Source organism: Allostigmatella hybrida, from assembly GCF_020103775.1.
Taxonomy (GTDB): Bacteria; Myxococcota; Myxococcia; order Myxococcales; family Myxococcaceae; genus Hyalangium; species Hyalangium aurantiaca.
Window position 1 is genome coordinate 133,896 of sequence record NZ_JAHXBH010000015.1, and the last position, 17,339, is coordinate 151,234.

Sequence of the window (17,339 nt, forward strand, 5' to 3'; positions counted from 1 at the left end):
GGGTTCCTTCACGGGTCAGTAGGAGAAGCCGGTGGACAGGCGCAGGGTGTTCTCGGGGCGGAAGCGTGAGGAGTCCCCCAGGCGGCGGTGCCCGAAGTCGAACTTGGCGAAGAAGAGATCCGCCAGCGTGTAGGCCACGCCCGCGGTGTAGATGGAGCGGGCGAAGCGGGGGTTGTCGAACAGGTCCGCGCGCGGCTTGAACTGCGAGTCCACGTAGTCGAAGCGCACGAAGGGCTCCACCACGTGGTCTCTTCCAAGCCCGAACACCGGGGCCACGTCGCGGCCCAGCTCGGCCCAGGTGGCCAGGGCATGCTCCGCCACGGGGGTGCGCGTCACGTTCAGGAAGTTGGACAGGCGCGAGTTGCGCGCGGAGATGTCATCCGCGTTCTGGAGGTTGCCCCAGAGCACCAGCGCCTTGGCGCGCCAGGGGCCCTTCTCCACCGACAGGTGCGCATCGAGGATGAGCAGGCCCCCGGGCACATAGCCGCACGGGGCCACCTGGCGGCCGTCGCCGGATGCCTCGCACGACTTGACCAGGTCCGGCTTGGGCCGGTTGCGCGTGGTGCCGCCGTAGTAGCCCGAGGCGCCGAAGACGATGCCCTCGAAGCGGTCCACATCCGCGCGCAGCACCAGCGCCATGTCCCGGGCCCGCACCATCTCGAAGCGCAGCTGGTGCCCCTCGGCCACCCAGCGCTGGGAGTTGAAGGCGGTGGAGTCCAGGCCGTTGACCGCCTGCGCGGTGAGCTTCACCGCGCCCAGGTCCGCCCGGGCCTGCAGCCCCATCTCGTGCCAGGTGTTGGGCAGGATGAGCGTCTCGGACTCCGAGCGCACCGTGGCCAGGTAGTCGGTGGGGCGGGAGTACGCGCTAAGGGTGCCCACCGCCACGTAGAAGCGCCCGATGGCCATGGAGAAGCGCGGGCCGAACTTCTTCTTGAGGACGAGCTCCTCGACCACCACTTCGCCGCCCTTCTCCACCTCCATCTCGAACTCGCCGAACTCCTCGTACTCGAGCTCCATCGAGGCGCCCGTGCCGCCGTGCTCGAACTCCACTTCGATTTCGGCTTCGAGGCCGTACTCGGGCAGCTCCGCCTCCAGCTCCAGCGCCAGGCGGGTGGTGTCGAACGTCATCCGCGAGTCGCGCTGCGAGCCCCCCACGCGGTTCTGGTTCTCACCGTAGTTGTGGTAGGTGAACTGCAAATCCCCATAGCCCGACATCTTGAATTCCAGGCGGGGCCGCTTCGGCGCCGCCTCGTCCTCCGTGCGCGCCTCGGCGCTGGCGGGAGGGGGCGGATCAGCCAGAACGGGGACGGCGGACAACAGCACGGCAAGCAAAAGAGCAGGGCGCATCGGGCGGCGCGCACCCTAGCCGTGTGAAAACGATTATGCAAATCAGACTCATTTTGAGTCAAAACCATCCCCCGGGGCCGGGGAAGGAGGGGGCGGCTCAGCGGGGGCGGGGGCTCACCACTTGAGTTCTTCCTTGCCCGTCTGGGCGCGCTGCTTCTTGTCGCCGGGGCGCGAGTACGCGGTGAGGGTGGCGCGCACGGCGCCCACGTCCACGGTGCCCACGGCGACGAGCGGCAGGCGGCGCGCGTCATCGGAAATCCACACGTGCACCTCGCGCTGGATGGAGGGCCGGTCCAGGCGCACCGCCGTGCCCTTGAGGTACCAGGCCTCGAACTCGCCGATGGGCAGGGAGACGTGCTCGCGCTTCTCCACCACGCCCGTCATGCGCCACAGCTTGCGGATGCCGTACACGTCGAAGCACAGGGGCAGGCCCTCCTTCATGGGCAGCTGGCGCATCAGGTAGATGGCGCCGGCCACATCCAGCCCGTCCTTGTCATAGGTGTACAGGTAGCGCCCGGAGCGCCCGCCCAGGGTGTAGTCCACCTTGACGGAGCGGTCCTTGGCGCCGAAGGCCACGTCCACCTTGCGCTGCACGTCGTTCTCGGTGGCGTTCTCCACGTAGCGCGAGGGCCGCAGCGTGCGCGGGTGCAGGTAGCTCACCGCGGAGCCCTTCACGCGCCGCACCTTGGAGAAGAAGGCATTGCTCTGCACGTCGATCTGCACGGGCAGCACGCCCTTGTCGGGGCGGTGGGTGCGCATCGACATCTTCCCCGCCTGGGCGCCCATGGCATCGAGATCAAACTCCAGGTCCTCGCCGGGCATGAAGGCCAGGGGGCTCGTCAGCGTGGGCAGGGCGCTGGGGCAGAGGGCCACCTTGGAGGTGGCGGGGGCGGCCGTCGCGGCTTCGGGCTCCTTGTCCTCGGACTGCGCGGCCCCTTGGGCGTAGGTGGTGGTGGCGAGCAGGACGAGACTGGCCGCGAGGGCTGAGCGCATGGAGGTCATTCTTTCAGGAGCGGCGGGAAACGGACTCAACGTGGGACGCCTGGGCGCTTCGCATATTCGGAGTTTTCCCAGCGGGCGCGAAGCCGGGAAGTCAGGGCCTGGCGGACCGTCTCCCATTCGGCGGGAGACGGCTCGATTTCATAGCCCGAGCGGGTGAGCCGCCGCGCCAGGGCCTTGGCGCTCTCCGCATCCCCGAGCTTCGCCAGCAGGTGGAGGTACTCGTAGTCCTCCAGCCCGTCGCGCAGGTGCTTGAGCCGCAGGGACACCACGGGCTGGTGCGTGGAGGTGCCCAGGCGCTTGGGGGTGCCCGGGTAGAAGAGGGTGCCGTCGCCGTTGCCGCCGAACTCGAAGAGGTTCTTCCACGGGTCCTGCGTGTTGTAGGCGAAGACGGTGTCGAAATAGAGCTCGCCATCCACGCCGGTGAGGAACGCCAGCGGCCCCATGGCCCGGTTGAGGGGGGCGGGGTGGTCCACCATGTAGGAGGCCCAGCCGGTATAGGCCCGCTCGGTGGCGGCCTCGGCCATGGGCCCACCGTTGCAGCCGTGGGAGTTGCAGCTCTGGTACCACCAGACCTTGGTGTCCGCGGGCAGGCGCGCGCGCAGCTTGGAGATCGGCAGGATGTTGCGGCACGTCTGGGGCCCTGGCCGGGGGAAGAAGCAGTTGAGGGTGGGGGTGAGGATGTCCGCCGTTCCCTTCAGGGCCTCGTCCAGCGGCGAGGTGACGAGCACGGGAATCTTGCCGGCCGCGCGCACCCGCTTCGACTGCGTGTGCACCAGGGGCACGTCCTCCGGCTTCGGCTCGTCCTTGGCGTAGAAGAAGAGCTGGGCGTTCCAGCCCTTGCTCTTGAAGTGCTCGGCGAAGGCCCGGTAGTACGCGACCTTCTCTTCCTCGGTGCTCGCCTTGCGGCTGTCCCGCACATCCGCGGTGGTGAAGCGGGCGCCGGAGGGCAGCAGGCTCCCGTCGAGGAAGGGGGCCATCTCCGCGTCATAGGCCTGGAAGTCCACCACCGCGCGGCCGTTCTCGAAGCGCACCGGCGGCGCATCCATGCCCAGGCCATGCGCGCTCACCCGGTGCTCCAGCAGGGTGCGCGCGTAGTCGCGCAGCAGCTTTTGCGCCTCCGGGGACTCCGGCGCCACGCCATGTCCCTTGGCGATGCTGTAGAGCGAGATGCCAAAGCTCGTGGGCAGCGAGGCCGTGGCGGGCAACACGAAGGGCTGCACCTCCACCGTGAAGGGCACGGCCGCCATCGTCTTCGCGTCCGCCTTCACGCGCAGCTCGCCGCGGTACTTGCCGGGCGCCTGCGCCTCGGGGGCGCACACCTCCACATAGAGGACGGTGGGCAGGGACGGCTCTCCCGGCGTCTCCACGGGAACGAGCGCGTCCGGCCAGGGGCCGGTGCGGCCCTGGCTGTTGGACGGCGTCTTCACGTCCAGGTAGGCCTCGCGCCAGACCGAGGCCGTCAGGGACTGGCCCTCGGCCCGGAGCGTCAGCGGCTGGGCCGTGACGCGCTCGATGGCGCCCGGGAGCACCACCTGGGTGGCCTCGCACTCTCCCCGGGCCACGCTTAGCTTGGCCTCGGCGCGGCCTTCCACCGCGGCGCCGGGCCGGACTTTGATCAGCGGAGAAACGACCTTCGGCTCCGGCGATGCGGCCAGCACCGCCGTGAGCACCCACGCCCATCCTGCTCCCATCTCTCCACCTTTCGCGGCTTAGCCGTCGGTGCTGCGGGCCACCTGGTTCATCGTCAGCAGGCGGCCGGGTTTGTACTCGGTGAGTTCCGCCACGATGGTGCCCAGCACGAAGTCCGCCTCGAGGCGCACCGGCACATGGCTGGGGTCCGTCGTGAAGTACAGGGTGATGTCGCGCCGGGTCTGCAGCTTCTCGGAGAAGTCCGTCTGCACGGACACGCGGAACACCTCGCGCGGCCCCATGGGCGTCTTCATCTGCTGGCGGCCTTCCACCTTGGCGCGCATCACGAAGCTCTTGCTGCCGGTGAAGACGGGGGCGGAGTACTCCTGGCCATCGGCGAGCCCCTGGCGGCGCAGCCCGAACGCGGCGCTGGCCACGTCCATCGTGCCCTCGGGCAGCTCGTGCGTGGACTCGGTGGGCTGCGCGCCTTCCTTCTGCCGGATGACCCGCGCGGACTTGCCCCCGTCCTCCAGCTGGATGCGCTGGCGGCGGCGCTTGTGGTTCTCGTCGGCGAAGAAGTCACTGCCCAGCGAGCGCTGGCCGTCCTCGCCCCAGTACGTCACGAACTTGTCCTTGATGGGCCAGGCGCTGGCCATCGAGTCCGTCTTCGCCAGCGAGATGATGGGCCACACCTTCTGACCCCACTGCTGCATCGGCGCGCCGACGGTGATCTGCGCGGTGCCTGCAGTGACTCCCAGGTACTGGACGCGGTAGAGCGCCTGCTCGCCAGGCCCGAAGGACGGGTTGGCCACCTGGGCACTCGCCGTGCCCGCCATCAGCAGCAATCCGGACAGCAGTCCCGTCATCGCACCTGTAAACCGCTTGTGCATGTCTGAGCTCCCTCGCTCGGGATCCTGCCCTCCGGACAGCCGGTAGGGCGAAGAATGTAGGCAGCCGGCCTGAGCGCCGCCAACCGCCTCCCCCAATCATTGCCGGAAGCGGACCATTCCCCGGACGGGGGTTTGTCTCCGGCATTCAAAGGGGGATTACCGAGGTGGGAGCATGTGGCAGTGGGATTGCTCCGCTGCTAGCCTGGGTGCCAGGCGGTGCCCCGGGCACCGTGGCTCAATGCTCGCGTGAGGAGGGTTGGCGCATGGACTTCGAGGATGACGACAACAAAGGGAGCAAGGGGAAGGGCCGCAATGGCAAGCCCCTCAAGGAGTTCGACTGTCCGACGTGCAACGCCAACAACCCCACGGATGAGCCCATCGCCGACGGGGCGGAGCTGCGCTGCAACTACTGCGGCAATGACTTCCTGGTGAGCATCAACGACAGCGGCCGGCTCAAGTTCAAGGAGCTGTAGGCGCTCCCCCCTTCGGCGCGCTCAGTCCCGCTCGCCGAAGATGGCCGTCCCGACGCGCACGAGCGTGGCCCCCTCTTCGATGGCCAGCTCGAAGTCGTGCGTCGTCCCCATGGAGAGGCCCGTGAGCCCGTGCTCGCGGGCCAGCTCCCGCAGGCGCCGGAAGTGGCCGCGCGCCTGCTCCCCGTCCTCGGTGGGCGGGGGCAGGGCCATTAACCCCTCCAGCCGGAGGCCCGGCAGCGTGCGCGCCTCCTCCAGGAAGGCCCCCAGCGCCTCGGGCCGCAGGCCGCTCTTGCTCTGCTCGCCCCCGAGGTTCACCTCGATGTAGCAGGGCAGGGGGGCCTCCATGCGGCGCTTGGACAGCTCCCGGGCCACGTCCATCCGCTCCAGCGCATGGAAGGCGTGGGCGGCGCGGGCCACGTACTTCACCTTGTTCGTCTGCAGGGCGCCGATGGCGTGCCAGCGCAGCCCGGCCAGCGCTTCCATCCCGGAGGACTTGTCCCGCAGCTCCTGGGCGTAGTTCTCCCCGAAGTCCCGCTGGCCCGCCGCGTAGGCCTCGCGGATGAGCGCCTCGGGCTTGAGCTTGGACACGGCCACCAGCGTCACCGACTCCACCGGGCGCCCCGCGCGGGCACAGGCCGCGGCCACCCGGGCGCGGATGTCCGCGAGCCGCTCCGCGACGGCGCTCATGGGGTGCTCCAAGCGAGCGGCACGCCGGCGCGCGTCAGCAGCTCCAGGGTCTCCCCCAGGGGCAGGCCGATGACGTTGGTGGGGCTGCCCTCCAGCGCGGCCACGAGAAACCCACCGCGCCCCTGCACCGCGTAGGCCCCCGCCTTGTCCAGGGGCTCGCCGGTGCCCACGTACCAGCCGATCTCCGCGTCCGACAGTGTCCGGAAGGTGACGGCGGTGCGCACCACCGTGGACGCCTCGGCCCGGCCCGCGAGGGCAACCCCTGTGTAGACCGCATGCGTCTGCCCCGAGAGGCGGCGGAGCATCTGGCGCGCCTCGGTGGGGTCCGCGGGCTTTCCCATCAACTCCGGGCCCAGGGCCACGGTGGTGTCGGCGGCCAGCACCCAGGCGCCCGGGAACCTGCCCGCCACGGCCTGGGCCTTGGCGCGGGCCAGCCGGAGGACATAAGTATCCGCTGCTTCACCTTTCAGCGGGGTTTCATCGAGGTCCGCTGCGGCCACGGTGAAGCGCAGGCCCAGCTGGGACAGAAGTTCCCGCCGCCGCGGCGAAGCGGAAGCGAGGACGAGGGGTGTAGGATCCTCTAGAGTGGACATGGCGATAGGACCGAATCCCTTAGCAGAACCGTGCCTCGGAGTGGACCCCTGATGAATCCCGCGGATCTCCTCTCGGCCATGAAGAGGACGGTGGAGCAACTGGCCGCTTTCAACGAGATGGCCAAGGCGCTCACCTCGACGCTGGAGCTGCGGGAGGTGCTCAGCCTGGTGATGCAGAAGGTGAGTGACTTGCTCCAGCCACGCAACTGGTCCCTCATCCTCCAGGACGAGCGCTCGGGAAAGCTCTACTTCGAGATCGCCGTGGGGGAGGGGGCCGAGGCCCTCAAGTCCCTGCAGCTCTCGCCCGGCGAGGGCATCGCCGGCACGGTGTTCTCCACGGGCACCGCCCGGCTGGTGGACGACGTGGGCGGAGACCCCGCCTTCGCGCCGCGCTTCGACAAGGCCTCGGCGTTCCGCACGCGCTCCATCCTGGCCGTGCCGCTCATCGCCCGGGGGCGGGTGCTGGGCATCATCGAGCTGGTGAACGGCCCGCAGGATCCGCTCTTCACCCAGGATGACCTGACGACGCTGACGGCCATCGCGGACTACGCGGCCATCGCCATCGAGAACGCGAAGAACTTCTGGCGGGTGCAGGAGCTGACCATCACCGACGAGCACACGGGCTGCTACAACGCCCGGCACCTGCGCGCGCAGCTCGAGCACGAGGTGAAGCGCTCCCAGCGCTTCCACCACCCGCTGTCCCTGGTCTTCCTGGACCTGGACCGCTTCAAGCACGTCAACGACACCCACGGGCACGTGGTGGGCAGCGCCCTCCTGAAGGAGGTGGGCGAGCTGCTCATCAGCTGCAGCCGCCAGTTGGACCTGGTGTTCCGCTACGGCGGGGACGAGTTCTCGCTGATGCTGGTGGAGACGGCCCCCGAGGGGGCGCTCACCATCGCCCGGCGCATCCGCGATGCGTTCCGCGAGCAGCACTTCCTCAAGTCCCAGGGGCTCGACATCCGCCTCACCGCGAGCCTGGGGGTGGCCACCTTCCCGGACCACGCCCACTCCGCCATGGACCTCATCCGGGCGGCCGACTTCGCCATGTACGCGGCGAAGGCCCGGGGCCGGGATGGCGTCTGCCTCGCGGAGCCCCTGCCCGCCGGGCCACGCCCGGAGCCCCTCCCGGAGCCGGGGGAGCCCTGAACGCAAAAAGGGCGGCACCTCCGGAAGAGGGCCGCCCTGGGGCTGACCGCGAAGGGCCCGCCGCTTAGCTGGAGCCGACGATGCTCTGGATGGCCTCGTTGTTCTCCACCACGGTGCCCGTCTCACGCAGGGCCTTGAGGAAGGACTCCGTCATCTCGATCTGCTTGGCGCGGCGGGTCTGCTCACGCAGCTCGTCCTTCTTCTGGGTGAACGTCTCGGCGGTGGGCTTCACGCGCTCGGTGACCTGCGCCACCACGAAGCCCTCGTTGAGCGGGAACACCTGATCCAGCACCTGCGGCCCCGGCGCGGCGAAGGCCGCCGTGGACAGCGCGGGCGCCAGGCCCAGGTACGGCACGGACTCGCCGCCCGCGGTGAAGCTGCCCGTCTCCACCGCCTCGGGCCGCGTCTCCGTCTCGAAGCGCTGGAGGGCCGGCTGGCCGTCCTTCTCGGGAGGGAAGAGCTGCTGGAGCGTCTGGCCGCCCTTCACGGAGGCCAGCGCCTTCTCGGCCGCCGCCTTGGCCAGGTCCTTCGCCTTCTGCTGCTTGTAGAGCGTGGTGGCGATCTCCGGGGAGACCTCGTCGAGCTTCTTGTCGGAGGCGGCCTGCTTCTCCTCCACCTTCACCACGTGCCAGCCGAGCTTCGTCTCGATGGGCTCCGAGACGCTGTTGGGGGCCAGGGCGAAGACGGCCTCGGCGAGCGTGGGCTCCAGGCTGCCGCGCTCCACCCAGCCCAGGTCTCCACCGGAGGCCTTGGTGCCCGGGTCCTCGGTGCGCTCGCGCGCCACGGTGGCGAAGTCCTTGCCGCCGGTGATCTCCTGGCGGATCGCCTCGGCGCGGGCCTTCGCGTCCGCCTTCTGCTGCGCGGTGGCGTCCGGCGCCAGCTTCACGAGGATCTGCCGGGCCTTGGCCCGCTCGGCCTGCTGGTACATGAAGCGGTTGGTCTCATAATAGGAGGAGATCTGCTCGGCGCTCGCCTTGCGGAACTCCTCGAGCTGCGCGGGGGTGGGGGCGGGCACCTGGGCCGCGTACATGGTGGGCAGGAAGCGCGCGAACACCACCTTGGCCTGGTTGGCGTCCTTCTCGAAGCGGGCGCGCACCTCGTCGTCCGAGACGACCGCGCCGCTGTTGACCACCTGGAGCATCTTCTGCGCGGCGAGCTGCCGGCGCAGCTCTTCCTCGTACTTGGGCTCCGTGGTGCGGTAGTAGTCGCGCAGGGCGCGCTTGTACTGCTCGAAGTTGAACTGGCCGTCCTTCTGGAAGTCCACGTTCTCGTGGATGAGCTTGCGCAGCTCGTCGTCGGACGGAACGATGCCGTGGCGCTCGGCGGCCTGGGACAGCAGCTCGCGCGTCACCAGCTGGTCCATGACCTGGCTGGGGAGCGACTGGCGCGCATAGGACTCGGGGATGGGCACGCCCCGGTTGCGCAGCGAGTTGAGCTGCCCCGCGTAGACGCGGCTGAAGTCCCGGAGGGGAATCTCCTTACCGTTGACCACCGCCACGGAGCTGGGCATCACCGGGCCGCCAGCGGACCCGAAACCCGAGCTTCCCGGGCCGAACTGCAGCGCGAACACCACCGCGATGGCGATAATGCCCACCAGCGAGAGCACCTTCCGGGCGTTCATACCGTCCATGTTGCCGTCGTTTCTTCTCGTAGGGCGCCGGGCAACCGCTGATTTCGCGGAAGGACTCTCGGCGCGGGTTTGTTGGATGCCCGGCCGGTAGGTGAACGGTTCTCCGCCACCCCCGAACGAGGCCTTGACTGCCTAGGACAGTACCCCAGAAAATGCAAGCGATTTAGAGTGGTTAGCTGATCCCTAACCTGCCGTTGCCCCCCTTTCCCCACAGGACATTCCTTCCTCGTGCTGTCGCTCCTCAAGCGGTACCGTCAGCTGCTCTTGGTGAGCGCGCTGTTGCTCGTTCCGTTGGTGGCCTTCCTGGCCTCCGGCCGGCGAGGGCGCGAGCCCAACTTCGTGGATCGCGCCGTCATCGCCCTGACGTCGCCGCTCCAGTCGGGCCTCAACTGGATCATCGACGGGGGAATCGGGCTGGTGAATGGCTACGTGGACTTGCGCGGGGTGCGGCGGGAGAATGACGCACTGCGGCTGGAGAACATGCAGCTGCGCGCCGCGGTGCAGTCCCTGGGCGAGGCGCGGACGGAGAACGAACGGCTGCGGCAGCTGCTGGGCTACACGGAGGCGGTGCCCGGGCCGGAAATCCCCGCGCGCGTGGTGGGAGTGAACCCGGTGGCGAAGCTGTTGTCGGTGCGCATCAGCAGCGGGGAGAAGCAAGGGGTGTTCGAGGGCATGTCCGTGGTGACGCCGGATGGAATCGTGGGCCGGGTCATCCGGACCACGGGCCACTATGCGGACGTGGCGCTGGTGACGGATCCGCAGAGCCGGGTCGGGGTGCGCGTCCAGCGCTCGCGGGCCCGCGGCACGGCGGTGGGCTCGGGCAGTGGACCGCTGATTCTGGAGAACATGCTGCGCACCGAGGATGTGGAGAACGGAGACCTCATCATCACCTCCGGGACGGATGGCGTGTACCCCGCGGGCATGGTGGTGGGCCGCGTGACGAACCTCGAGAAGAAGGAGCACGGCATGTTCCAGGGCGCTGACATCGTGCCCGCGGTGGACACCACCAAGCTCGAGGAAGTGCTCGTGGTGGGCAGCCCCTATGGCGTGGCGGCCCAGTCGCTGGAGGGTGGGACGCGATGAAGTTCCTGGTCACGGTGGGGCTGGCGCTCGTGCTGCTCACGCTCGAGTCGGTGGTGGTGCAGCGCTCGGGCCTCGTGCTCAGCCGCATCGATGTGACGGTGGTGCTGCTGGCGTTCCTGGCCCTAAGGGCCTCTCTGCTGGAGGGGGCCTTCTCCGCCTTCGCGGTGGGCTATCTGCTGGACCTGATGAGTGGCCAGCCCACGGGGCTGTTCACGTTCCTGGGGGTCTTCATCTTCTTGATTGGACGCTTGGTGGACTCGCTGGTGGATGTGCGCGGCGTGGTGGCCTTCGTGCTCTTCGTCATGGGCGCGGACATCGGCCATGGCCTGCTGGCGGCCTTCTTCAGCTGGCTGACGGTGAAGGATGGCTCGGCCATGGCGGTGCTGCCCGGGCTGCCCTTGCAGGTGGCGCTGACGGGGCTCGCGGCCCTGGTGCTCTATCCGTTGCTGCGCCGCTTCGAGGTTCGCCAGGAGCGTTCCCAGATGGGAGGGCTGCTGTGACGCCTCCGACGCTGGGCAACACCACGCCGGGAAGAGATCTCAAGCGCCGCTTCCTGTTCCTGGGACTGGCGATGGTGGGGGGCATGGTGCTGCTGGCCATGCAGCTCTACCGGCTCCAGCTCATCCGGGGCGAGGAGTACTCCGCCAAGAGCGTGGCCAACTTCGTGAAGGAGGTCCGCCTCCGCGCCGACCGCGGCGTCATCAAGGACGCCCGGGGAACCATCCTGGTGGACAGCCGTCCCTCGTTCGACGCGTTCATCACCCCGGCCTTCTGCATCCACTGCTTCGAGCAGGTCATTCCGAAGCTGTCCGAGCTGCTCGCGCTGGACGCCGACCAGCGCCAGAAGGTGGAGGATCAGGTCCGCGCCGCTCGCCGCAACGCCCCGTTCCAGCCCATTCCGGTGCGCGTGGACCTGACGCGCGACGAGCTGGACCGGCTCAACGCCCGGCACGATGTCCTGGATGGCGTGGAAGTGGTGCCGGTGCCGCACCGCAACTACCGCGCCGGCACGGTGCTCTCGCACGTGCTCGGCTACATGAACGAGATCAACCAGGACGAGCTGGAGCGGCTCAACGCCGACGGCGCCAAGTACGCCCTGGGCGACTACATCGGCCGCCGCGGTCTGGAGCGCTACTTCGAGTCCCAGCTTCGCGGCGTGGACGGGGTGCGCAAGCAGGTGGTGAACGCGCGAGGCCAGACCATCGAGGAGCTGAACGTCATGCTCGGCGACCACTCCGTGGTGCAGCCGGAAGCCGGTGGCAACGTCGTGCTCTCGCTCGACATGCGGCTGCAGGAAGCCGCCGAGCAGGCCTTCCCGGGCGTGACGGGCGCGGTGGTGGCCATCGACGTGAACACCGGCTTCATCCGCGCGCTGGTGTCCCGGCCGGGCTTTGACCCGAACCTGCTCACGGGCCGCGTCACCCCGGCCCAGATGGCGGCGCTGGCCAAGGATCCGCTCCAGCCGATGATCAACCGCGTGGCCGCCGAGCACTACAGCCCGGGCTCCACCTTCAAGGTCATCTCGGCGCTGGCCGCCTACAAGTCGGGCCTCTTCCGGCCGGAGTCGGTGGTGAACTGCCCGGGCGGCTACAAGCTCGGGGCGCGCACCTGGCGCTGCCACAAGGACAGTGGCCACGGTCCGGTGACGGGCCGCCAGGCGATGCAGTACTCGTGTGACACCTGGTTCTACAAGGTCGCCGACACCCTGGGGCTGGACCCCATCGCCGACATGGGCAAGGCCCTGGGCCTGGGCAGCCCCACCGGCATCGGCGTGGTGGCCGAGGTGCCGGGCATCATGCCCAGCACCGCCTACCATGACCGGCTCTCGCCGGGCGGCTACTCCAAGGGCATGGCGCTCAACAGCTCGGTCGGCCAGGGCGATGACAACGTGACGCCGCTGCAGCTGGCGCTCGTGTACGCCTCCCTGGCCAACGGCGGCACGCTGTACAAGCCGCAGCTCGTGCAGCGCATCGAGGATCTGGACGGCAACGTCATGGAGGCGTTCCAGCCGCAGGTGGTGCGCAAGGTGGACATCAACCCGGCGCACCTCAAGGCGGTCGTGGACTCGCTGATGGCGGTGGTGAACGAGCCGGGTGGCACCGCCTACCGCCAGCGCCTCAAGGACATCAAGGTGGCCGGCAAGACGGGCACCGCGCAGGTGGCCACGCTGGGCGCGGTGCGGCTCAAGACGCACCAGATGGAGTTCTTCGCGCGTGACCATGCGTGGTTCGCGGGCTTCGCCCCTTCGGACAACCCGGAGCTCGCCGTGGTGGTGCTCAACGAGCACGGCGGCCATGGTGGCTCGGATGCGGCGCCCACGGGCATGGCCGTCATCCAGAAGTACTTCGACCTGAAGGCGCAGGATGCGGTTTCGCCGCCGCCGCGCGCCAACCAGCCCTACACCCCCACGCTGCCTCCCGCCCCCAACCTGGAGAGTGCGATTCTCTCCCGTGGCGTGACGCCCCCAGGCCTGCCGAATGCAACTGCGCATTGAACGCCGCATGGTCCCCCACATCCCGTGGGGCCTGCTCTTCTGTGTCCTGGGCATCGCGGCGCTGGGTATCTGGAACCTGGCCTCGGCGTCCCGGCCGCCCCATGCCCCCGTCTGGTACAGCCAGACCATCTACCTGGGCGTAGCCCTGGGGGCCGCGCTGGTGGTGTGCCTGGTGGACTACCGGTGGATCCAGCGCATGACGGTGCCCATCTACGTGCTCAACATCGTGGCGCTCATCGCGCTGCGCTTCGTGGGGCACAAGGCCAAGGGCGCCGAGAGCTGGTTCGTGCTGGGGCCCATCCGCGTCCAGCCCGCCGAGTTCATGAAGATCGGCGTGGTGCTGATGCTGGCGAAGATCTACCACGACGACTTCCGGCCGGGCCAAGGCTCCTACAACGTGTGGCGGCTGTGGAAGCCGGTGCTGGCGGTGGGCGTGCCGTTCGTGCTCGTGCTGGTGCAGCCGGACCTGGGCACCGCGCTGATGATCTTCCTGTCCTCGCTCACGGTGCTCATCTTCGGCAAGGTGCGCTGGTACCTCGTGGCCATGATGGTGGTGGGGCTGCTGGCCGGGGCGGGCATCATCTGGAACGACTACATCCGCGACTCGCCCGAGCCGCGCACAACGATCGTCCGCCACCACCTCAAGAAGCACCAGAGCCAGCGCATCTCCGGATGGTTGGATCCCGAGGCGGACCTGCGCGGCAGCGGCTACCACGCCGCCCAGTCGAAGATCGCCGTGGGCTCCGGCGGCATGACGGGCAAGGGCTGGCGCGAGGGCACCCAGACGGGCCTGTCCTTCCTGCCCGAGCAGCACACGGACTTCATCTTCTCCGTGTGGGCCGAGGAGCATGGGTTCCTCTCCTGCCTGGTGCTGCTGGCGCTCTATGGCGGGCTGTTCTCCATGGCCCTGGCCGTGGGCTTCAACGCGCGCGACAGGTTCGGGGCCTTCGTGGCCGTGGGCGTCACCGCCATGCTCTTCTGGCAGGTGTTCGAGAACATCGGCATGGTGATTGGGCTGCTGCCGGTGACGGGCATCACCCTGCCGCTGATGAGCTACGGCGGCTCCTCCATGCTGTCGGTGATGCTCAGCATCGGGCTGCTGGTGAACATCAGCATGCGCCGCCACATGTTCTAAGGGCGCGGGGCCTCAGAACACCCGGCCCGCCAGCAGGGTGCTCGCCACGGTGAAGTAGATGACCACGCCGGTGACGTCCACCAGCGTGGCCACGAAGGGCGCGGACGCGGTGGCCGGATCCAACCCGAGCCGCCGCAGCAAGAACGGCAGCATGGAGCCGCACAGCGTGCCGAAGGTCACCACCCCCAGCACGCTGAAGCCCACCGCCACGCCCACCCAGAGGAAGTGCTCGCCATAGAGCGTCTCGTGGCCGGGCCACAGCGCGATGCGCAGCGCGCCCAGCACCCCGAGGAACACCCCCAGCGCCACCCCGCTGATGCTCTCGCGCATCGCCACGCGCCACCAGTCCCGCAGCGACACGTCGCGCACCGCGAGCGCGCGGATGATGAGCGAGGTGGCCTGGGAGCCGGAGTTGCCCCCCGAGGAGATGATGAGCGGCACGAAGGTGCCCAGGAAGACGGCCTGGGCGATGGCGTCCTGGTAGTGCGCCATGGCCGTCGCGGTGAACATCTGCCCCAGGAACAGCAGCGTGAGCCAGCCCACGCGCTTGCGCAGCATCTCCAGCAGGCCGCTCTCCAGGTAGGGGGCCTCGAGGGCCTCCATGCCGCCCATGCGCTGGATGTCCTCGGTGGCCTCCTCCTCGGCCACGTCGAGCACGTCGTCCACGGTGATGATGCCCAGCATCACCCCCCGGGAGTCCGTCACGGGCAGCACCACGCGGTCATACTTCTCGAAGAAGCCGATGACTTCCTCCCGGTCCGCGGTGGCCGGGATGCTGACGAGCTGCCGGTCGTGGATGTCGATGACGCGGGTGTCTGGCTTGGAGAGCACCAGCGAGGCCAGGCGCACCTCGTCCAGCAGCCGGCCCTTCTCATCGACGATGTAGAGCACGTGCAGGGTTTCCCGCCCCTGGCCGTGCGAGCGCACGTAGTCGAGTGCCGCGGAGGCCGAGAGGTTTCCCGGCAGCGTGAGGTACTCCGGCGTCATGTAGCGGCCGGCGCTCTTCTCGGGGTAGCCGAGCAGCTGCCGCGCCACCTTCAGCTCCGTGGGCGACAGCGAGGTGAGCGCCCGCCGCGTCACCTCCGCGGGCAGCTCCTCCAGGAGACGCGTCCGGTCGTCCGGCGCCATCTCGTTGAGCAGGTTCTTCAGCTCCTCGGTGGCCAGCGTCCCCACCACCTCGGATTGCTGGCCGGGCGGGAGGTACTCGAACACCAGCGCGGCGATGTCCCGCGGCAGGAGCCGGAAGAGCACGCCGCTTTCCTGGGCAGGCAGATCCTCGATGACTTCGGCCACGTCGGCCGGATCCATCTCGGTGAAGGCCTCGCGCAGCGAGTTCCAGTCCCGGGAGCGGATCAGCTCTTCGAATTCGGGCTTGAGGAGGTTTCCCAGCATCGCAGTCCCCACGCGGGGTGGAGGGGGCGCATGGTGTATGAAACACGCCGCCCGCGATATGGGATTCTTCTGCCGTTTCGCCTTCGTTACTGCGCCCCTCCCGGCTGCGTGCCAGGAGGGGAAAGGGCCTTGGATTAGGAGGGCTTGCCGGAGGCCAGCTGGCGGCGCCGTTCGGCCTGGTAGTGCGCCGAGCACAGGCCCTTGGACCGCGACTCACGATCGCAACCCGAGACGGTGCAGCGGCGCTCGGGAGGAACCGGACCGGCCGTCACGAGCTTGGGCGGACGCCCCCGGCGCCGCATGGACGAGGAGCCGAGAACGGTGCTGTTGCTGCCCCCCAGGGAGTCCAATCCACTGTTGTGAAGGGCCCGCGCCATTCCCCGGCCGATCGCATCTCCGATGGCCTCCGCCCAGGATGCGAGTGCGGGGGGAAGTGCCTGGGGAGAAGTGGTGACATTCTTGCGAGAGGGGCGAGACATGAATACTCCTGAGAATCCTGATAGCAGGTGAAGCCAGAGAAAACCGTAGAAAACGCTTATTCGCCTTCGGGAACAGAACTGTCAACACCTGGATGAGGGGGGACCCCTCTCCAGGTGGACAGAACTCACAGGTGGGCCGGGCCTGTTGCACAGCCCGCGCAGGGGATGATCTCCCGCCGGGCACTCGGCAGCTGTTGGGGGGCAAGCCCCCACGCGGCACGAGCGTCACAGAGAATACGGATGAAAACGGGTGTTTCTCCAGAACGAAATGCACGTTTTATGCGTGTGGCGTTCCGAAGTTCACGGCTCGAACACTCTCCAGGCAGGGGAGTAGAGCCACAAGGCGGGACGCCCGCGCGCCCCGGTACAACCGGGAGCCGCGCCCGCGCGAGCCAGGATGCTCCGCGCGGGCGAGGGTTGTGAATCCGATTAAAGCGCCTTCTTGAGCGCTTCTTCGATCTTCGCCTTGCCGCCGCCGGTGCCGACGATCTGCTCGACGACCTTGCCGCCCTTGAAGATGAGCAGGGTGGGGATGGAGCGGATGCCGTACTTCTGGGGCGTCTCCTGGTTGCTGTCGATGTCCATCTTGGCGACCTTGACCTGGTCCTTGTACTGATCCGCCAGCGCATCGATGGCCGGCGCGATGGCCCGGCAGGGCGCGCACCAGCTGGCCCAGAAGTCCACGAGCACCGGCTTGTCGGACTCGATGACTTCCTTGGTGAAATCCCCATCTCCGATGTTCAGCACGTTCGCGCCTGCCATAAATCCTCCGTGGGTCATCTCGTCAAGGCATGGGCCCCTGGGCGGCGCGTCTAGTACGCCCGCCCCGGGCTCTGCAAGAAATCGGCGGCCCTTCGCCGCTTCCATCCGGTCAGATGCGGCTCGTGCCCGGATGTTTCAAGCAGGCAGGCATCACGACAGTCCGCCCGGAGCGGGGGGGCTTCATGTAAACTGGTGGACGTGACGAAGCTCTTCCTTCCCCAGACCCAGCTCGAGGAGTGGGCCCTGGCCGACAAAGCCGACCTGCGCGATGGCCACCTGGTGGTGGCGGAGGAGGGGGGCGCCAGCTTCCCCACGGTCCCCGCCGTCCACTTCGTGCAGCTCGTTTCCGGGGACGACACCCACCAGCTGGTGGCCAAGGTCAAAACCGAGGCCCAGCTCGCCAGCCTGGGGGCCGAACAGATGGCGGACTCGGTGCTCCTGGGGGAGACCGCCTATGAGATCGTGCCCGGGTACCTCACAGAGGTGGCGCCGCGCCCCTCTGATAAGAAGGCGGGCAACGAGGAGGATCTGTTGGCTGCCTTCATCCTGAACAAGATGGGCTGATCGAAAGGCCGCCCGGGGTTATGTCGCTGCCGC

The 17,339-nt window shown here is 68.6% G+C and carries 17 protein-coding genes; 7 read left to right on the forward strand and 10 right to left on the reverse strand.

From position 1 onward, the window contains the following. Window positions 1–15: 15 nt before the first annotated feature. The 4 genes from KY661_RS22375 to KY661_RS22390 all read right to left on the reverse strand — a co-directional run bounded on the left by KY661_RS22375 (window position 16) and on the right by KY661_RS22390 (window position 4,868). Entirely contained in the window at window positions 16–1,347 is a 1,332-nt protein-coding gene (locus KY661_RS22375; RefSeq protein WP_225412152.1) for a hypothetical protein, read from the reverse strand. A gap of 114 nt (window positions 1,348–1,461) precedes the next feature. Continuing rightward, the gene (locus tag KY661_RS22380) at window positions 1,462–2,349 is read right to left on the reverse strand and encodes a DUF3108 domain-containing protein (protein ID WP_225412153.1); all 888 of its coding nucleotides are present in this window, start codon (window positions 2,347–2,349) and stop codon (window positions 1,462–1,464) included. Between the two features lie 26 nt (window positions 2,350–2,375). Then, on the reverse strand, window positions 2,376–4,040 hold the full coding sequence (locus tag KY661_RS22385; protein ID WP_225412154.1) for a DUF4091 domain-containing protein: 1,665 nt from the start codon (window positions 4,038–4,040) through the stop codon (window positions 2,376–2,378). Between the two features lie 18 nt (window positions 4,041–4,058). Then, window positions 4,059–4,868 (reverse strand): DUF3108 domain-containing protein, encoded by an 810-nt coding sequence (locus KY661_RS22390; RefSeq protein ID WP_398577224.1) that lies wholly within the window; start codon window positions 4,866–4,868, stop codon window positions 4,059–4,061. 263 nt (window positions 4,869–5,131) lie between these two features. Between KY661_RS22390 and KY661_RS22395 the strand changes: the two genes are divergently transcribed. Next, window positions 5,132–5,341 carry a hypothetical protein gene (locus KY661_RS22395; protein WP_225412155.1) on the forward strand — a complete coding sequence of 70 codons (210 nt, stop codon included), beginning with the start codon at window positions 5,132–5,134 and terminating at the stop codon, window positions 5,339–5,341. A 21-nt stretch (window positions 5,342–5,362) separates the two neighbouring features. Here the strand turns inward: KY661_RS22395 and KY661_RS22400 are convergent, their stop codons facing one another. Continuing rightward, window positions 5,363–6,028, reverse strand: coding sequence for a YggS family pyridoxal phosphate-dependent enzyme (locus KY661_RS22400; protein ID WP_225412156.1), 666 nt, complete (start codon window positions 6,026–6,028; stop codon window positions 5,363–5,365). Next, on the reverse strand, window positions 6,025–6,621 hold the full coding sequence (locus KY661_RS22405) for a Maf family protein (protein WP_225412157.1): 597 nt from the start codon (window positions 6,619–6,621) through the stop codon (window positions 6,025–6,027). Before KY661_RS22405 ends, KY661_RS22400 begins: the two co-directional genes overlap by 4 nt. A 51-nt stretch (window positions 6,622–6,672) precedes the next feature. On the opposite strand from KY661_RS22405, the gene KY661_RS22410 reads away from it, so the two are divergent. After that, window positions 6,673–7,767 carry a sensor domain-containing diguanylate cyclase gene (locus tag KY661_RS22410; RefSeq protein WP_075008066.1) on the forward strand — a complete coding sequence of 365 codons (1,095 nt, stop codon included), beginning with the start codon at window positions 6,673–6,675 and terminating at the stop codon, window positions 7,765–7,767. 64 nt (window positions 7,768–7,831) lie between these two features. Here KY661_RS22410 and KY661_RS22415 read toward each other — a convergent pair whose 3' ends face one another. Then, on the reverse strand, window positions 7,832–9,397 hold the full coding sequence (locus KY661_RS22415) for a SurA N-terminal domain-containing protein (protein WP_225412158.1): 1,566 nt from the start codon (window positions 9,395–9,397) through the stop codon (window positions 7,832–7,834). 228 nt (window positions 9,398–9,625) lie between these two features. Between KY661_RS22415 and mreC the strand changes: the two genes are divergently transcribed. Genes mreC through rodA form a run of 4 tightly spaced genes read left to right on the forward strand, consistent with a single transcriptional unit; the run spans window position 9,626 to window position 14,109 of the window. Continuing rightward, complete coding sequence (gene mreC / locus KY661_RS22420; protein WP_075008068.1) at window positions 9,626–10,480, forward strand: rod shape-determining protein MreC; 855 nt, start codon at window positions 9,626–9,628, stop codon at window positions 10,478–10,480. Then, window positions 10,477–10,980, forward strand: a complete 504-nt coding sequence (locus KY661_RS22425) for a hypothetical protein (protein WP_075008069.1) — start codon at window positions 10,477–10,479, stop codon at window positions 10,978–10,980. The genes mreC and KY661_RS22425 overlap by 4 nt, the downstream gene beginning before the upstream one ends. After that, window positions 10,977–12,974 (forward strand): penicillin-binding protein 2, encoded by a 1,998-nt coding sequence (mrdA, locus tag KY661_RS22430; protein ID WP_225412159.1) that lies wholly within the window; start codon window positions 10,977–10,979, stop codon window positions 12,972–12,974. Before KY661_RS22425 ends, mrdA begins: the two co-directional genes overlap by 4 nt. A 7-nt stretch (window positions 12,975–12,981) precedes the next feature. Then, window positions 12,982–14,109: a rod shape-determining protein RodA gene (rodA, locus tag KY661_RS22435; protein WP_225412160.1), complete on the forward strand. Its 1,128-nt coding sequence runs from the start codon at window positions 12,982–12,984 to the stop codon at window positions 14,107–14,109. A gap of 12 nt (window positions 14,110–14,121) precedes the next feature. Here rodA and mgtE read toward each other — a convergent pair whose 3' ends face one another. The 3 genes from mgtE to trxA form a co-directional block, all read right to left on the reverse strand. Beyond that, entirely contained in the window at window positions 14,122–15,501 is a 1,380-nt protein-coding gene (mgtE, locus tag KY661_RS22440; RefSeq protein ID WP_075008072.1) for a magnesium transporter, read from the reverse strand. A gap of 134 nt (window positions 15,502–15,635) precedes the next feature. Then, window positions 15,636–15,980, reverse strand: coding sequence for a hypothetical protein (locus KY661_RS22445; protein WP_225412161.1), 345 nt, complete (start codon window positions 15,978–15,980; stop codon window positions 15,636–15,638). Window positions 15,981–16,409: 429 nt separating this feature from the next. After that, on the reverse strand, window positions 16,410–16,742 hold the full coding sequence (trxA, locus tag KY661_RS22450; RefSeq protein ID WP_225412162.1) for a thioredoxin: 333 nt from the start codon (window positions 16,740–16,742) through the stop codon (window positions 16,410–16,412). 198 nt (window positions 16,743–16,940) lie between these two features. Between trxA and KY661_RS22455 the strand changes: the two genes are divergently transcribed. Continuing rightward, the gene (locus KY661_RS22455) at window positions 16,941–17,306 is read left to right on the forward strand and encodes a hypothetical protein (RefSeq protein ID WP_225412163.1); all 366 of its coding nucleotides are present in this window, start codon (window positions 16,941–16,943) and stop codon (window positions 17,304–17,306) included. Window positions 17,307–17,339: the final 33 nt, after the last annotated feature.

Coding starts and splice junctions, on each gene's coding strand:
- KY661_RS22375 (WP_225412152.1), bottom strand. CDS start 1,347: ATGCGCCCTGCTCTTTTGCTTGCCGTGCTGTTGTCCGCCGTCCCCGTT.
- KY661_RS22380 (WP_225412153.1), bottom strand. CDS start 2,349: ATGACCTCCATGCGCTCAGCCCTCGCGGCCAGTCTCGTCCTGCTCGCC.
- KY661_RS22385 (WP_225412154.1), bottom strand. CDS start 4,040: ATGGGAGCAGGATGGGCGTGGGTGCTCACGGCGGTGCTGGCCGCATCG.
- KY661_RS22390 (WP_398577224.1), bottom strand. CDS start 4,868: ATGCACAAGCGGTTTACAGGTGCGATGACGGGACTGCTGTCCGGATTG.
- KY661_RS22395 (WP_225412155.1), top strand. CDS start 5,132: ATGGACTTCGAGGATGACGACAACAAAGGGAGCAAGGGGAAGGGCCGC.
- KY661_RS22400 (WP_225412156.1), bottom strand. CDS start 6,028: ATGAGCGCCGTCGCGGAGCGGCTCGCGGACATCCGCGCCCGGGTGGCC.
- KY661_RS22405 (WP_225412157.1), bottom strand. CDS start 6,621: ATGTCCACTCTAGAGGATCCTACACCCCTCGTCCTCGCTTCCGCTTCG.
- KY661_RS22410 (WP_075008066.1), top strand. CDS start 6,673: ATGAATCCCGCGGATCTCCTCTCGGCCATGAAGAGGACGGTGGAGCAA.
- KY661_RS22415 (WP_225412158.1), bottom strand. CDS start 9,397: ATGGACGGTATGAACGCCCGGAAGGTGCTCTCGCTGGTGGGCATTATC.
- KY661_RS22425 (WP_075008069.1), top strand. CDS start 10,477: ATGAAGTTCCTGGTCACGGTGGGGCTGGCGCTCGTGCTGCTCACGCTC.
- rodA (WP_225412160.1), top strand. CDS start 12,982: ATGGTCCCCCACATCCCGTGGGGCCTGCTCTTCTGTGTCCTGGGCATC.
- mgtE (WP_075008072.1), bottom strand. CDS start 15,501: ATGCTGGGAAACCTCCTCAAGCCCGAATTCGAAGAGCTGATCCGCTCC.
- KY661_RS22445 (WP_225412161.1), bottom strand. CDS start 15,980: ATGTCTCGCCCCTCTCGCAAGAATGTCACCACTTCTCCCCAGGCACTT.
- trxA (WP_225412162.1), bottom strand. CDS start 16,742: ATGGCAGGCGCGAACGTGCTGAACATCGGAGATGGGGATTTCACCAAG.